Origin of the sequence: Pantoea sp. DY-17, assembly GCF_019795975.1 — a bacterium.
GTDB classification, from domain to species: domain Bacteria; phylum Pseudomonadota; class Gammaproteobacteria; order Enterobacterales; family Enterobacteriaceae; genus Pantoea; species Pantoea leporis.
In genome coordinates, this window is sequence record NZ_JAIMIG010000003.1 from 193,617 (window position 1) to 209,255 (window position 15,639).

Consider the following 15,639-nt stretch of genomic DNA (forward strand, 5'->3'; position numbering starts at 1 on the left):
TCAAACTCCCAACTTCCACGACAGCGTACGCAGCAGGTCAGCAAACACGCCCGCTGCTGTGACATCATTCCCTGCACCATATCCACGCAGAACCAGCGGGATTGGCTGATAGTAGCGGCTGTAGAATGCCAGCGCATTCTCACCGTTCTTCACTTTGTACAGAGGATCGTTGCCGTCCACCGCGTCAATCTTCACTTTGCAGACGCCACCCTCTTCTATCGCGCCGACGAAGCGTAATACTTTACCTTCGTCACGCGCTTTGGCAACGCGCGCGGCAAAGGCGTTATCCAGCTCCGGCAGACGTTGCATAAACTGCTCCACGTCGGCGATCTCCGTCAGGCTGGCGGGCAGCAGCGGTTCGATATCGATATCGCTAAGCTCCAGCTGATGCCCCGCTTCACGCGCCAGAATCAGCAGCTTACGCGCCACATCGGTGCCAGAAAGATCGTCACGTGGATCCGGCTCGGTAAAGCCCATCTCACGCGCCATTTTGGTCGCTTCCGACAGCGAAACGCCCTCATCAAGCTTGCCGAAGATAAAAGAGAGCGAGCCAGAGAGAATACCGGAAAATTTGATCAGTTCATCCCCGGCATTCATCAGGTTTTGCAGGTTTTCGATCACCGGTAAACCGGCACCAACGTTGGTGTCGTACAGGAACTTACGGCGCGATTTTGCTGCCGCTGCACGCATCTGCTGGTAATAATTCCACGACGACGTGTTGGCCTTTTTGTTCGGCGTGACGACATGGAAACCTTCGGCAAGGAAATCGGCATACTGATCGGCAACCGCCTGGCTGGAGGTACAATCGACGATCACCGGGTTTAGCAGATGATACTCTTTCACCAAACGCATCAGTCGACCAAGATTGAACGGCTCTTTGGCTTCGTTCAGTTCTGCCTTCCAGTTGCTGAGATCGATACCGTGTACGTTGGTCAACAGCGCCCGCGAGTTAGCGATGCCGCACACGCGCAGATCGATGTGCTTCTGTTTCAGCCACGTCTGCTGGCGATGCAGCTGATCCAGCAACGCTGCGCCCACACCGCCAACGCCGACCACGAACACTTCAATGACCTGATCGGTAGCGAACAGCATCTGATGCACCACACGCACGCCGGTGGTGACTTCATCGTTGCTCACTACCACCGAGATGGAACGCTCAGACGAGCCCTGCGCAATCGCCACGATATTGATGTTGGCTCGCGCCAGCGCCGAGAAGAATTTAGCCGAGATGCCGCGCAGCGTACGCATGCCATCACCGACCACCGAGATCACCGCCAGCTGTTCCAGCACGTCCAGCGGATCGAGTAAGCCATCTTTCAACTCCAGATAGAACTCCTCCTCCAGCACGCGACGCGCACGCGCCTGCTCGCTTTGCGGTACGCAGAAGCTGATGCTGTATTCCGAAGAGGATTGGGTGATCAGCACCACGGAGATGCCGGTGCGTGACATTGCGGCGAAAACGCGCGCCGCCATGCCGACCATGCCTTTCATGCCCGGACCTGACACGTTGAACATCGCCATATTATTCAGGTTAGTAATGCCTTTCACCGGATTCTCATCCAGCTCGCCTTCGCCACCAATTAAGGTGCCCGGCGCTTGCGGGTTAGCGGTGTTTTTGATCAGGCAAGGAATCTGGAACTGGGCGATGGGCGCGATGGTACGCGGGTGCAAGACTTTGGCGCCGAAGTAGGAGAGCTCCATTGCTTCCTGATACGACATCGATTTCAGTAAGCGCGCATCAGGTACCTGGCGCGGGTCGCAGGTATACACGCCGTCAACATCGGTCCAGATTTCACAGCAATCAGCGCGCAAACACGCAGCCAACACGGCAGCGGAGTAGTCAGAACCGTTGCGGCCCAGCACCACCAGTTCGCCCTTCTCATTACCGGCGGTGAAACCGGCCATCAGGATAAAGTGATCGGCTGGGATCTGGCTGGCGGCGATGCGACGCGTGGACTCGGCGATATCAACGGTGGATTCAAGGTAATGACCAATCGCCAGCAACTTCTCCACCGGATCGATAACGGTAACTTTGTGGCCGCGCGCCTGCAGCAGCGCTTCCATAATAGCAATCGACAGCTTTTCGCCACGGCAGATGATGGCGGCATTCACAGCGTCCGGACATTGGCCCAGCAGGCTGATGCCGTGCAGCACTTGTTTTAGCTGTGCAAATTCCAGTTCAACGCGGGTTTTCAGTCCGTCATAATCAAATCCCGGCTGCGCATCACGCAAGCCTTGCAACAGATCGGCAAAAATACGTTCGGCATCGCTGATATTCGGCAACGTGTCCAGGCCGCTGATGGTTTTCTCAATCATCGCCACCAGATGATTGGTAATTTTTGCTGGTGCAGAGAGTACGGTCGCAACCTGTCCCTGTTGTGCATTGCTTTCCAGAATATCCGCCACACGGAGAAAACGTTCCGCATTGGCTACTGAGGTTCCGCCGAATTTCAGCACTCGCATATTTGAAGCTCTCCTGAATTTTTGCCGAAAAAAAAGCCCGCACTGTTTAGGTGCGGGCTTTTTTCTTTGTTTTTCCTGTATGCGTCAGCCCGCACCGTTACCTGTGGTAATGGTGGTGGTAATAATAATTGTGGTGTTCAGGCTGAGTTTACGCATTTAGATTTTTTTCTGTCTGTCTTTGTCTTGTCCGTCTGCCTTCCAGAAGTAAAGCAAAGCGCACGTTAAGTCAACGAATTTGTCTTAGCCGCGCCGTCCCTGGCGTTGCGCAGTGCTGCGCTTGCTGAGGCAAAAATTATCGCGATCGTTCAGGAGATGCGGCGGATTGCCGCATCAGTCACTAGCATCTCAGGATTTATCCGAGCAATTATCTATAAGTTTTTTTTCTACGTCGTGTAACAAACGATGCAGCATGGCGCTGTCACGCTGTTCCAGCAGGCCGATGCGCTGATCGATCCAGTCCGCCATTTTGACGTCATCACTCACATCCAGCTTGACCAGCAACTGATGAAAGCGCTGGCGCAATGCCTGCAACTGCTGCTCATTCGCCACTTCTGCGGTCTCAGCCGCAATCTGATTGAGCGCCGACAGCTGATAGCAATACACCATCACTGCCTGACCGAGATTCAGCGACGGATAATCATTGGCCATCGGAATGCCGGTTAACAGATCGACCTGCTCCAGCTCTTCATTGGTTAAGCCGCTGTCTTCACGGCCAAACACCAACGCGATGCGGCTCAGCCATTGGCGCTTCTCATGCAGGATGTTTTCAACCTGGCTGGGCGTAGCGTAATAGCGGAATTTCGCGCGGCTACGTGCGGTGGTCGCTACGGAAAAATCGACATCCTTTAGCGCCTCGCTCAGCGTGGCGTAGGTTTTGACGTTATCGAGGATCTCACCGGCGCCGTGCGCCACTCGACGTGCTGCGGGATCTTGCCAGGCATCGCTGGCGACAATGCGCAGCTCGCTAAATCCCATGGTTTTCATAGCGCGAGCAGCCGCACCGATATTTTCCGGACGAGCGGGAGAGACAAGGATTAAGGGGAAATGCATGATTTTTCCATCGAACTGTTAACAACTCGCATTATGTTGGCATGTAGGAGAGAAAATACCAACTGCGGCTAGAGGAGAAAATAAGATGTTAACGATGTTAAAAGAGGGATAAATCCAGCTGCAGTGGAAATTCGCGGGCATAAGCAAAATTATCGGACCTATTGAATATAAAACCCTTTTCTTTCATATCATTGAAATATAATTTCCTGCGTGTTTTAGTTTTGGTTATATAAGGACGAAATGTAGCAAAAATGCTGCATTTTGTGAGCTAAACTAGCAATCCTGGAGAAGTTTTTCATAAAAGTGTTAACGTGCTACACTTGCATTTGATATAAGTCAACGAAGCGTTGTTTTTATGCTTATCGGTTGTTGTTGGTGCTGTTAGGTTGCTGTTAATACGGTTAGGATGAGCGCCTGTCCGAGATCCTCGGGGCGTGCAAATATCCATCCTGACTGGCTGAGCTAACACTGAAGTTGACGTAGATGGATGGTGTATTCCGAAGATTATTTCGTATACCGGTTGCAGCACATTAGCGTAACCGACGTACGCCCTGTTTTCGATTTGTTGGCAAATTTTAGGTAGCGAAACATGCAGACCCCGCACATTCTTATCGTTGAAGACGAACTGGTCACGCGTAACACCCTCAAAAGTATCTTTGAGGCAGAAGGTTACGTGGTCTATGAAGCCACCGACGGCGCCGAGATGCATCAGGTTTTGACGGAAAATGACGTCAATCTGGTGATTATGGATATCAACCTGCCAGGTAAAAACGGTTTGCTGTTGGCGCGCGAATTGCGTGAGCAAGCAAACGTCGCGCTGATGTTCCTTACCGGCCGTGATAATGAAGTGGATAAAATCCTCGGTCTGGAAATCGGTGCCGATGATTACATCACCAAACCGTTCAACCCGCGTGAGTTGACGATTCGTGCACGCAATTTGCTGTCGCGCACCATGAATCTGGCGATGCCAAGTGAAGAACGCCGTACCGTTGAAAGCTATCGCTTCAACGGTTGGGAGCTGGATATCAACAGCCGCTCACTGATCAGTCCGAACGGCGACCAGTACAAGCTGCCGCGCAGTGAATTCCGCGCCATGCTGCACTTCTGTGAAAACCCTGGCAAAATCCAGACGCGTGGTGACTTGCTGAAGAAGATGACCGGCCGCGAGCTGAAGCCGCATGACCGTACCGTGGATGTCACCATCCGCCGCATCCGTAAGCATTTCGAATCCACGCCAGACACGCCAGAAATCATCGCCACCATTCACGGCGAAGGTTACCGCTTCTGCGGCGAACTGCAGGATTAAGCGTTGAAAGAAAAAACGCCCGTCAGGGCGTTTTTTTATGCCTGCATTAATGCCACGGCATAATCGGCACGGCGCTCAGCGCATTCTTCGGCGATCCATCCACCACCTTGTCGGAATAGCTTAGGTACACCAGCGCATGACGTTTCTGGTCAAAGAAGCGCACCACCTGCAGCTTCTTAAACACCAGTGATGTGCGTTTTTTGAACACCACTTCACCTTGCGCCTTGCCTTGTGCGATTTTCTCGCTAAGCTCTACCGGTCCCACCTGTTGACAGGAGATGGCCGCGTCGGACGTGTCTTCCGCCAAACCTAATCCCCCTTTAATACCGCCGGTTTTTGCCCGGCTGATATAACAGGTTACATTTTTTACGTCGGGGTCATCGAAGGCTTCTACCACGATCTTATGATCGGGGCCAAATATCTTGAATACCGTGTCAACTGAGCCGATCTCTTCGGCCTGAACGCCAGCACTGAATACATATGTTGCCAACGTGATTATAAGAATACGAGCTATTGTCATTGAGTTACCATTGCCAATCGAATAGATGAGAATGTAATGTACTGTCAATCGAACAGAGAACCAAACCTAAAAGGGTTTTAACCCGCTTTGACTTAGCACACTCGATTAGCAAACCGCCCCCACGCTTTTGTGCATTTCGTGCTATTATTCGACGACTTCATAGTTGCGCCACCAGAGAGTTATGAGGATGTTTTATGGACCAAGCCGGTATCATTCGCGATTTGCTTGTCTGGCTGGAGAGCCATCTGGATCAACCGCTTTCATTAGATAACGTTGCGCAGAAAGCAGGCTACTCCAAGTGGCATCTACAGCGGATGTTCAAGGAAGTAACCAGCCACGCGATTGGTGCGTACATTCGCGCGCGTCGGCTGTCGAAAGCCGCGGTGGCGCTTCGCCTGACCAGCCGCCCCATCCTCGACATCGCGTTACAATATCGCTTCGATTCGCAGCAGACCTTTACCCGTGCGTTTAAAAAGCAATTCAACCAAACGCCTGCCTGGTATCGTCGCTCATCGGAGTGGAACTCGTTTGGCATTCGCCCGCCAATTCGTCTCGACAATAACAGCATGCCGGAAGCGCAGTTTGTCACGCTGCCAGAAACGGTGCTGGTCGGCCAGACGCAGAGTTACTCCTGTACGCTGGAGCAGATTTCCAGCTATCGCGATGAGATGCGCCTGCATTTCTGGAAGCAGTTCCTGCTGGAAACCGACACGGTGCCGCCGGTGCTGTATGGCTTGCATCAGGTGCGCGCCAGCCATGAAAAAGATGATGAGCAGGAGATTCTTTACACCACTGCGGTGCCTGCCGATCAGCTGGCAAAAAGCATGCAGTCGAATCAGAGCGTGATTGTGGAAGCCGGTGATTACGTGCAGTTCACCTACAACGGTGCGCGCAGCGCGCTGGGTGAATTTATCCTGCTGCTGTACGGCACTTGTATGCCAACGCTGGGATTAGTGCGTCGTCAGGGACAGGACATCGAGCGTTTCTACACGCACGGGGGTAAAAAACGTAGCGAGCCGCCAACGGAAATCCGCTGCGAATACCTGATTCCGATTCGCCAACAGAATAACTAATAAAAAATGCCGTCATCGCGACGGCATTTTTTTTTGGCTTAGCGTTGAAGCTCGTCTAACGCTGGCGCATCCAGATGCGACACATCGCCCGCCGTCTCAACCACCCAACCGGCCGCCAGCCACGCGCTCTGCTGATGATCCACGCGCGAGATCGAGCAATTCCGCAAACGCAAACGACGTTCCGCATGCGCAGGCAAACCGAGAATGGTACTGACCAACACGCCCAGCGCCATCCCGTGGCTGACAATCAGCGGACGGCTACCGGCAGGCAACTCCAGCAGTGCATTCAGCGCTTCGTGCATCCGCGTCGCCATCTCCGCCATCGATTCGCCACCCGGAATACGTCCAGCAGTGGTGCCATCCACCAGCGTTTTCCGCCAGTGTTCCTCTTCTTCGGTTAAGCCATCGAGTGGACGTTGTTCCAGGCAGCCCATATTGAGCTCGCGCAGACGCGCATCAAGCGTCACGGTGCAGCCACACGCATCGGCGATAATCTCTGCCGTACGCCGCGTCCGTCCCAAATCGCTGGCAATCACATGGGTAATGCCCAGCGATTTCACTCGCTCGCCCACTTGCTGAGCCTGCTGCTCACCTTTTTCCGTTAACGGGCTGTCAGACTGCCCCTGAATGCGCCGAGCCGCATTCCATACCGTTTCACCGTGACGAACAAGATAGACCTGTAGCATGCTTAATTTCCGTTATACTGCGACAAATTTGCCTCGAGGGTTCAAACAATTATGTACCATGTTGTCGCAGCCACCATCAACCCGGCAAAAATTCGCGCGATTGCTCAGGCGTTCAACGACGTTTTCGGCGAAGGATCCTGCCACATCGAAGGGGTTGAGGTCGAGAGCGGCGTCGCAGCCCAGCCACTTAGTGATGTTGAAACGCGAACTGGCGCACGTCAGCGGGTTGAGAACGCGCGTCAAACGCGTCCACGGGCCGATTACTGGGTGGCGATCGAAGCGGGCATTGAAGGCGATTGCGCCTTTGCGTGGATGGTGGTTGAAAACGCGCAGCAGCGCGGAGAATCACGTTCGGCCAGCTTTACGCTGCCGCCGATTGTCGTGGCAGGCTTGGCTGCCGGGCATGAACTGGGTGATGAGATGGCACGCTTAACCGGCGTGGAGAATATCAAACACAAAGGTGGCGCGATTGGTGCCCTCACCCACGGCCTGCTTAGCCGCTCCAGCGTCTACCATCAGGCGTTGATTCTGGCGCTGTGTCCGTTCACCCATCCGCTCTACAGCCAGCGTTAACCGCGGCCGAGACGCGCTTCCAGCCAGCGTTTTAGCTCTGGCGGCGCCTCTTTCAGACTATTAGACCCGCGCGTAATGGTGGCGATGCCGACGCCCAACTCATTCTTCAGTTCACGCTGGCTCATATCGCCGTTCATCAGCTCTTCAATAATGCGCAAACGCGTCCCGTAGGATTCACGTTCATCCGGCGTCATCATCAGTTGTAATAACGGCAGCGCCACGCCATCGGCAAAGGCATTTTGCATCAGTTCGATAAATCGCAGCCAGTTATCTTCAACAGGCTGAGCCGATTCCGGCTGGGAAGAAAGGGGTTGGCTCATGAAGGGCTTCCGTACTCATTAACGAGTACGGAAGCATAGCACAGTCAATACTGGCGATTCCACTCACTGTCGGCGAGAATCTTGTCCGGCTTGCCCATGAAGTAGCGGTAATAGGCATCGTAGGCCAGCACGTTTTTCACGTAGCCACGCGTTTCTGAGAACGGGATGGTTTCGATAAACGCCACCGCATCCAGATTACCGCCGCTGGTTTTCTGCCAGCTGCGCACGCGTCCCGGACCGGCATTATAGGCGGCCGAAGAGAAGATTCGGTTCTGACCAAACTGCTGATAGACATACTCCAGATACTGCGTACCGATCTGAATATTGGTCTGCGGATCCAGCAGCTGGCTGCTGTTCACATAGCCGGGAATGTTATACATCTTCACGGTATGCGTCGCCGTAGCGGGCATCACCTGCATCAATCCGCTGGCGCCCACCGGTGAACGCGCTTTCGGGTTCCACGCGCTCTCCTGGCGTGAAATCGCCATCGCATAACTCTGCGGAATGCCTTTGTCGCTGGTGTATTGCTGGTAAAGGTTTTGCCACGCCAGCGGGAAGCGCTCTTTCAGGCTATCCCACATTTTCGCGGTGATGGTGGCCTGCACGCTGAGATCCCACCAATCCTGCTCGTTAGCGTAACGCGCCAGCATCTGCTGCTGCGAACGGGTTTTGCTGGAGATCAGATTGGCCCACTCGCTGCGTGCCAGGTTATCCAGCCCCCAATACATCAGCTCACGCACGCGCGCCATTTCCGCACCTTGCGTCACGCTGCTGTCGGCTGCCGGAGCCTTGTCGACCTGCAACGGATACTCCACGCCCAAACGCTGCGCCGCGACCATCGGATAGAAGCCGCGCGCCTGCATCAGCTTCCGCAGAATATCGTTGGCTTCCTCTTTGCGGCCCTGCGAAATCAGCAGATCCGCCTGCCAGTATTGCCACTCATCTTTCTCTTTGGCTTCCACCGGCAAACGCGCGATCCAGGTATTGAGACCACGACGATCGTTCTGGCTCAGCGCCAGGCGTACGCGGCGCTCCACCAGCGCGGTAGATTCGCTGTTCATCACCACCGCATCACGCCAGCGCGCCTGCTCGCTGGTGAGATCCGCGCCCATCATGCGCCACACCACGGTCTCTTTCAGATCCTGCTCATCGACCTGGCTCATCTTCTGCGCCTGCACCAGCTGCGGGATCATCATACGCGCGTTATCCATATCCTCACGCGCCACGCGGGCGAAGGCATAGCTGGTCGCCATGCGGGTGAAATCGGTGGGTCCCATGCTGCTGGCAAAGGTGGTGACGGTTTGCGGATTCTGCTGCAGCGCAATCAGCGCGCTGGCGGTGGTTTGATAATCCGCCGGCAGCATTTTCGCCAGGTAATTCACCAGGCTGTCGTTACCGGCTTTCATCGCCAGACGAATACGCTCGAGAATGGTGATCGGCGAGAGTTGCCCGCTGGCTTGCCATACCGAAAACAGCTTGTCGCAGTCGTTCGGTAACGCGGTGCCGCGCAGCCAAATCTCTTTCGCACCGGCAAACGCCGCCTGCTGCTGGCCGGTCGCCCACTTAGCGTAATACCAGTTACAGCGCGCCTGCACCGGTTTCGGTTCATCCGGGCTGAAGCTGAGTACGCCCTGCCAATCCTGACGGTTCGCCAGCACATTCACAAAGCGCGTTGAGAGCGAGCGTGCCGGTGGCAGCGTAGGATACTGTTGAATAAAGTTCTTCACAGCCAGCGGCGTCTCTTGATCGAGATCCTGCGCCAGCAGGCGATATTGCAGATACGGGTAGAGCGGATAATCCTGCAGCGTCGGCATCAGCTGCGTCACCTGGTCCATCTGTTTGTTATCCCAGGCTTGCTTGATTTGCGCATAGCGCTGTCGCTGCTGATCCAGCGAATCGGCCCATACGCTGCTGGCCGTGCTGACCAGACAGATCCCTAGCATCCAGTAACGCCACTTCTCCATTACGCTCTCCTCTCAGTGCTGCGATCCAGCTCATGCCAGACTTCCTTCATGCTAACCAGGCCAACCGTCTCTTGCCATGTTCTTCACAAAATTTACGCTCGCGCACCGCCATTGCGCAGCGTTTGCGCCGCCGTTGTGCAATTTATCATCAGAAAAACGTATTACACATCAATTAACTACGCGGTTTCATCGGCTTACAAAAATGGCACGCGCTTTGCTCTGTTGAATTCCATCTTGTATACCAGTTGGAATTCACTCATGGCATCGACCTTTGGCTTTACGCTCCAGGATTGGCAACGCAGTTACCAACAGGATCCACAACAGATTACCGCCTTGCTGGCGGCTCATCTCGACGCCCTCGACGCGCAGGATAACGCGTGGCTCTATCTTGCCACGCCCGCGCAGCTGCAGGCACAGATTGAACCGCTGCTGGCGAGCTATCAGCGCAACCCGGCGGCGCTGCCGCTGTTTGGCGTGCCGTTTGCGGTAAAAGATAATATTGATGTCGCCGGCTGGCCGACCAGCGCCGCCTGCCCGGCCTTCACCTACACCGCCGAAGCCGATGCCTTTGTTGTCGCGCAGCTCAAAGCAGCAGGCGCGGTGGTGATTGGCAAAACCAACCTCGACCAATACGCCACCGGCTTAGTCGGCACGCGTTCGCCGTTTGGTGCCGTGAGCAACACCTTCAATCCTGATTACGTCAGCGGCGGTTCCAGCTCCGGTTCTGCGTCGGTGCTGGCGCGCGGTCTGGTGGGCTTCTCACTCGGCACCGACACCGCCGGTTCGGGCCGCGTGCCCGCCGGTTTCAACAACATCGTTGGCCTCAAGCCGACCAAAGGTTGGTTCTCTGCCAGCGGCGTGGTGCCGGCTTGCCGCCTCAATGACACCATTTCCGTGTTTGCGTTAACCGTCGAAGATGCCTTCGCGGTGGCTACCGCAGCGGGCGGCTATGACGCGGGCGATGCCTATTCGCGCAGCAATCCGCACACCGCGCCAGCTAGCTTCAAAGCGCAGCCCGATTTCGCCATTCCCGCCACGCCCGAGTTCTTCGGCGACAAACAGGCAGAAGCGGCCTGGCTGGCGGCGCTGGAGCAATTGCAGGCCGGCGGCGCCACGCTGCATCCGATCGATTTTTCCCTGTTCCATCAACTCGCCGAGCAGCTCTATTACGGTCCGTGGGTTGCCGAGCGCACCGTGGCGGTGGGCGAGATGATCCATCGCCCGGAAGAGATGGATCCGGTGGTGTACGGCATCGTCAACAGCGGCCTGAAATACACGGCGGTGGAAGCCTATCAGGCGGAATACCTACGCGCCGAACTGACGCGCCAGATTCAGCAAACGCTGGCGCAGTTCGATGCGCTGGTGGTGCCCACCTCGCCAACCATCCATACGCTGGACGAAATGCAGCAGGAGCCGGTGCATTACAACTCGCAGTTCGGCACCTACACCAACTTCACCAACCTGGCCGATCTCAGCGCGCTGGCGCTGCCTGCGCCGTTCCGCGCCGATGGATTGCCTGCCGGCATCACGCTGATTGCACCTGCGTGGCACGATCGCGCGCTGGCTGGTTTTGGCCTGCGCTGGCAGCAGCAGATGGCGCTGCCGCTCGGTGCTACTGGCAAGGCGCAGCCTACTCAGCAAGGCGCATTGCCGGTTTCCGCCGATCACGTCCGCGTGGCGGTGGTGGGTGCGCATCTCACCGGCATGCCGCTCAACTTCCAGCTCACCACGCGCCAGGCGGTGCTGGTCGAGGAGACGCAAACCGCCAGCCATTACCGTCTGTTCGCCCTGCTCGATGGCCCGATTAAAAAGCCAGGCCTGCTGCGTGGCGAGAGCGGTGCGGCAATCACCGTGGAACTGTGGGATATCCCGCTGGCGCGCTTTGGCGAGTTCGTGGCGGAAATCCCGGCCCCGCTCGGCATTGGCTCGCTGACGCTGGCCGACGGACGCATCGTAAAAGGCTTTATCTGTGAACCGGCGGTGCTGTCGCAGGCGCTGGAAATTACCGAATTTGGCGGCTGGCGCAACTGGCTGGCCTCTCTGGGGAGTAAATAAGCATGTTCAGCACCGTTCTGATTGCTAACCGTGGCGAAATCGCCTGCCGCGCCATTCGCACCTTAAAACGCCTCGGCGTGAAAAGCGTCGCCGTCTATTCCGATGCTGACCGCAACGCGCGCCACGTCAAAGAAGCAGACGTCGCCATCGCCCTCGGCGGCGACAAAGCCAGCGACAGCTATTTACGCATCGATAAAATCCTCGCCGCCGCGCAGGAAACCGGCGCGCAAGCCATCTGGCCGGGCTACGGTTTCCTGTCAGAAAGCCTGCCGTTTGCCGATGCCTGTGAAAAAGCCGGCATCGCCTTTGTCGGCCCCACCGCGCAGCAGATTGGCGAGTTTGGCCTGAAACACCGCGCGCGTGAGCTCGCCGCCAGCGCAGGCGTGCCGATGACGCCGGGCACGCCGCTGCTGAGTTCGCTGGAAGAAGCTTTAAGCGCCGCCGACACCATCGGCTATCCGGTGATGCTGAAAAGCACCGCGGGCGGCGGCGGCATTGGCCTGACGCGCTGCGCCGACGCCGATGCGCTGCGCAATGCGTGGGAGAGCGTGCGCCGCCTTGGCGAGCAGTTCTTCAGCGATGCGGGCGTGTTTTTAGAACGCTGCATCGATCGCGCGCGCCACGTTGAAGTGCAGATTTTTGGCGACGGCAGCGGCAAAGTGATCGCGCTCGGCGAACGCGACTGTTCGCTGCAGCGTCGCAATCAGAAAGTGGTGGAAGAAACGCCAGCACCGAATCTGCCGCAGGCAACGCGTGAAGCGCTGCTCTCTTCTGCGGTGCGCCTCGGCGAGCTGGTGAATTATCGCAGCGCCGGTACGGTGGAATACATCTACGACGCCGAACAAGATGCCTTCTACTTCCTCGAAGTGAACACCCGCCTGCAGGTTGAACATCCGGTCACCGAATGCGTCACCGGCCTTGATTTGGTTGAGTGCATGCTGAAAGTCGCCGCTGGCGATGCCCTCGACTGGGCGCGCCTGCAGCAAGCGCCCGCTGGCGCATCGATTGAAGTGCGTATCTACGCCGAAGATCCGCTGAAAAACTTCCAGCCCAGCCCCGGCGTGCTGACCCACGTCAGTTTCCCGGATGACGTGCGCGTTGATGGCTGGATCGCTACCGGCACCGAAGTCTCGGCGTTTTACGATCCGATGGTCGCCAAACTGATCGTGCATGCCGACACGCGCGCAGCGGCGCTGGCGAAGATGCAGCAGGCGCTCGACGCCACGCAGCTGCACGGCATCGCCAGCAATCTCGATTATCTGCGCCAGATCGTCGCCACAGACGCCTTCCGCAGCGGCAACGTGTGGACGCGCTTCCTCGATAGCTTCACACCAGCCGCCAGCGTGATTGAAGTGCTGCAACCCGGCACCTTCAGCAGCATTCAGGATTTCCCTGGCCGCCTCGGCTACTGGGATATCGGCGTGCCGCCATCCGGCCCAATGGACGATTTCGCCTTCCGCCTCGCCAACCGCATTGTCGGCAACCACGACAGCGCCGCCGGTCTGGAATTCACGCTGCAAGGCCCCACGCTGCGCTTCCACAGCGATGCCATCATCGCCCTGACCGGTGCTGATTGCCCAGCCGACGTCGATGGCGAAAACATCGCCTACTGGCAGCCCGTCAGCGTCAAAGCGGGACAAACCCTGACGCTGGGCCGCGCGCAGAGCGGCTGCCGCACCTACTTAGCGGTGCGCAACGGGTTCGACGTGCCGGAATATCTCGGCAGCCGATCCACCTTCTCGCTCGGCCAGTTTGGCGGCCACGCCGGACGCACTCTGCGCGTCGCCGACATGCTGCCAATTTCTCAGCCGCAGCTTGCCGCCTGCACCACGCCCGCGCCGGTCAGCGCCCCGCAGGCGCTCGATCATGCGCTGGTGCCGCACTACGGCACTGAATGGCGCATCGGCGTGCTGTATGGACCGCACGGCGCACCGGATTTCTTCACTCAGGCGGCGATTGATGAGTTCTTTGCCAGCGACTGGCAGGTGCACTACAACTCCAACCGCCTCGGCGTGCGTTTGGTTGGCCCGAAACCGACATGGACGCGCGCCAACGGCGGGGAAGCCGGCCTGCATCCGTCCAACGTGCATGACTGCGAATACGCCATCGGCGCGGTGAACTTCACCGGCGACTTCCCGGTGATCCTGACGCACGACGGCCCTAGCCTCGGCGGCTTCGTCTGCCCGGTGACCATCGCCAAAGCCGAACTGTGGAAAGTCGGCCAGGTGAAACCGGGCGATAAAATCCGTTTCCACCCAATCAGCGCCGACGAAGCGGTGGCGCTGGAAAAAGCCCAGGCGCACAGCGTGGCCACGCTGCGCAGCAGCCACGCGCCGGCCTTTGCGGTGCCCTCTTTAGCAGCCAGCGCTATCGGTTCCGCCACCTTGCTGGCGGCGCTCCCCGCCACGGCAACCACGCCAGCGGCGGTTTATCGCCAGGCGGGCGACAAATATGTGCTGATTGAGTACGGCGATAACGTGCTGGATCTGGCGCTGCGTCTGCGCGTGCATCTGCTGATGAATGCGCTACGTGAACGCGCGGTGCCGGGCGTGGAAGAGCTGTCGCCGGGCGTGCGCTCTCTGCAGGTACGCTACGACAGCCTGATTCTCAGCCAGAAACAGCTGATGCAGCTGCTGCTGGAACTGGAAGCCGGGCTCGGCGATGTCAGCCAGCTGAAAGTGCCGTCGCGCATTGTCTGGATGCCGATGGCCTTCGAAGACAGCGCCACACTCGGCGCGGTCGAACGTTATCAGGAAACCGTGCGTGCCAGCGCGCCGTGGCTGCCAAATAACGTCGATTTTATCCAGCGTATTAATGGCCTGGCGAGCCGCGAAGCGGTGCGCGACACCCTTTTTGATGCCAGCTACCTGATTCTCGGCCTCGGCGATGTCTATCTCGGCGCGCCGTGCGCGGTACCGATCGATCCACGCCATCGCCTGCTGAGCTCCAAATACAGCCCGGCGCGCACCTTTACCGCTGAAGGCACGGTTGGCATTGGCGGCATGTACATGTGCATCTACGGCATGGATTCACCCGGCGGTTATCAGCTGGTGGGCCGCACGCTACCAATCTGGAACAAGTTCCTGAAAAACGAGCAGTTTGCGGCCGACGAGCCGTGGCTGCTGCACTTCTTCGATCAGGTGCGCTTTTATCCGGTAACGGAAAACGAACTGACGCAGCTGCGCGATGACTTCCGCGAAGGCCGCGCCACGGTGCGCATCGAAGAAACGGTCTTCGACTTCGCCGCCCATCATCAATTCCTGGCGGAAAATGCCGCATCGATCAGCGATTTCCGCCAGCGTCAGTCCACCGCCTTCGAACAGGAAGTGACGCTGTGGGCGCAGGAAGAGCAGAACGCGCCGCTCACCAGCGAGGAGACGCTGGTGGTGGCCGAAGCCGACGACGATGCGCTGGCGGTGTGCGCCGATATGAACGGCAACATCTGGAAAGTGCTGGTTCAGCCGGGCGACGCGGTGGAAGCCGGTCAAACGCTGATTATCGTGGAAGCGATGAAAATGGAACTGGCGATTGTCGCGCCGCAGGCAGGCATGGTGAAACGCATTGCCTGCCAGGCTGGACGTCCGGTGAGTCCGGGCGATGCCCTGCTGTGGCTGGAATAAGGAGTCGGC

12 protein-coding genes and 1 other annotated feature are annotated in these 15,639 nt (G+C 57.4%); of the genes, 5 read left to right on the plus strand and 7 right to left on the minus strand.

Going from position 1 to position 15,639, the window contains the following annotated elements; all coding sequences use genetic code 11:
* From thrA to K5Y33_RS15090, 3 genes are all read right to left on the minus strand, one after another.
* Positions 1-2,463 (minus strand): bifunctional aspartate kinase/homoserine dehydrogenase I, encoded by a 2,463-nt coding sequence (thrA, locus tag K5Y33_RS15080; RefSeq protein WP_110867500.1) that lies wholly within the window; start codon positions 2,461-2,463, stop codon positions 1-3.
* 26 nt (positions 2,464-2,489) lie between these two features.
* Positions 2,490-2,612: a sequence feature (Thr leader region), on the minus strand.
* On the minus strand, positions 2,548-2,619 hold the full coding sequence (gene thrL, locus K5Y33_RS23815; RefSeq protein ID WP_071531027.1) for a thr operon leader peptide: 72 nt from the start codon (positions 2,617-2,619) through the stop codon (positions 2,548-2,550). (Overlaps the previous feature by 65 nt.)
* 189 nt (positions 2,620-2,808) lie before the next feature.
* On the minus strand, positions 2,809-3,513 hold the full coding sequence (locus tag K5Y33_RS15090; protein ID WP_222234422.1) for a tRNA/rRNA methyltransferase: 705 nt from the start codon (positions 3,511-3,513) through the stop codon (positions 2,809-2,811).
* Between the two features lie 589 nt (positions 3,514-4,102).
* Between K5Y33_RS15090 and arcA the strand changes: the two genes are divergently transcribed.
* The gene (arcA, locus tag K5Y33_RS15095) at positions 4,103-4,819 is read left to right on the plus strand and encodes a two-component system response regulator ArcA (protein ID WP_008108686.1); all 717 of its coding nucleotides are present in this window, start codon (positions 4,103-4,105) and stop codon (positions 4,817-4,819) included.
* A 46-nt stretch (positions 4,820-4,865) separates the two neighbouring features.
* Here arcA and creA read toward each other — a convergent pair whose 3' ends face one another.
* A complete protein-coding gene (creA, locus tag K5Y33_RS15100; RefSeq protein WP_101762161.1) occupies positions 4,866-5,339 on the minus strand; it encodes a protein CreA in 474 nt (157 codons plus the stop codon).
* 194 nt (positions 5,340-5,533) lie between these two features.
* On the opposite strand from creA, the gene robA reads away from it, so the two are divergent.
* On the plus strand, positions 5,534-6,412 hold the full coding sequence (gene robA, locus K5Y33_RS15105; RefSeq protein WP_110867499.1) for an MDR efflux pump AcrAB transcriptional activator RobA: 879 nt from the start codon (positions 5,534-5,536) through the stop codon (positions 6,410-6,412).
* Positions 6,413-6,450: 38 nt separating this feature from the next.
* On the opposite strand, the gene gpmB is transcribed toward robA, so the two are convergent.
* Positions 6,451-7,098, minus strand: coding sequence for a 2,3-diphosphoglycerate-dependent phosphoglycerate mutase GpmB (gpmB, locus tag K5Y33_RS15110; RefSeq protein ID WP_101762163.1), 648 nt, complete (start codon positions 7,096-7,098; stop codon positions 6,451-6,453).
* Positions 7,099-7,149: 51 nt separating this feature from the next.
* Here gpmB and yjjX point away from each other — a divergent pair, with 51 nt between their 5' ends.
* Entirely contained in the window at positions 7,150-7,671 is a 522-nt protein-coding gene (gene yjjX, locus K5Y33_RS15115; protein WP_217549141.1) for an inosine/xanthosine triphosphatase, read from the plus strand.
* Here yjjX and trpR read toward each other — a convergent pair.
* Together trpR and sltY are read right to left on the minus strand one after the other, a co-directional pair.
* A complete protein-coding gene (trpR, locus tag K5Y33_RS15120) occupies positions 7,668-7,991 on the minus strand; it encodes a trp operon repressor (RefSeq protein WP_101762165.1) in 324 nt (107 codons plus the stop codon). The genes yjjX and trpR overlap by 4 nt on opposite strands.
* Positions 7,992-8,035: 44 nt before the next feature.
* Positions 8,036-9,955, minus strand: coding sequence for a murein transglycosylase (gene sltY, locus K5Y33_RS15125; RefSeq protein ID WP_222234423.1), 1,920 nt, complete (start codon positions 9,953-9,955; stop codon positions 8,036-8,038).
* Between the two features lie 258 nt (positions 9,956-10,213).
* On the opposite strand from sltY, the gene atzF reads away from it, so the two are divergent.
* Both atzF and uca read left to right on the plus strand, forming a co-directional pair.
* Positions 10,214-12,010 carry an allophanate hydrolase gene (gene atzF / locus K5Y33_RS15130; protein ID WP_222234424.1) on the plus strand — a complete coding sequence of 599 codons (1,797 nt, stop codon included), beginning with the start codon at positions 10,214-10,216 and terminating at the stop codon, positions 12,008-12,010.
* Between the two features lie 2 nt (positions 12,011-12,012).
* On the plus strand, positions 12,013-15,630 hold the full coding sequence (gene uca / locus K5Y33_RS15135; RefSeq protein WP_222234425.1) for an urea carboxylase: 3,618 nt from the start codon (positions 12,013-12,015) through the stop codon (positions 15,628-15,630).
* Positions 15,631-15,639 lie beyond the last annotated feature (9 nt).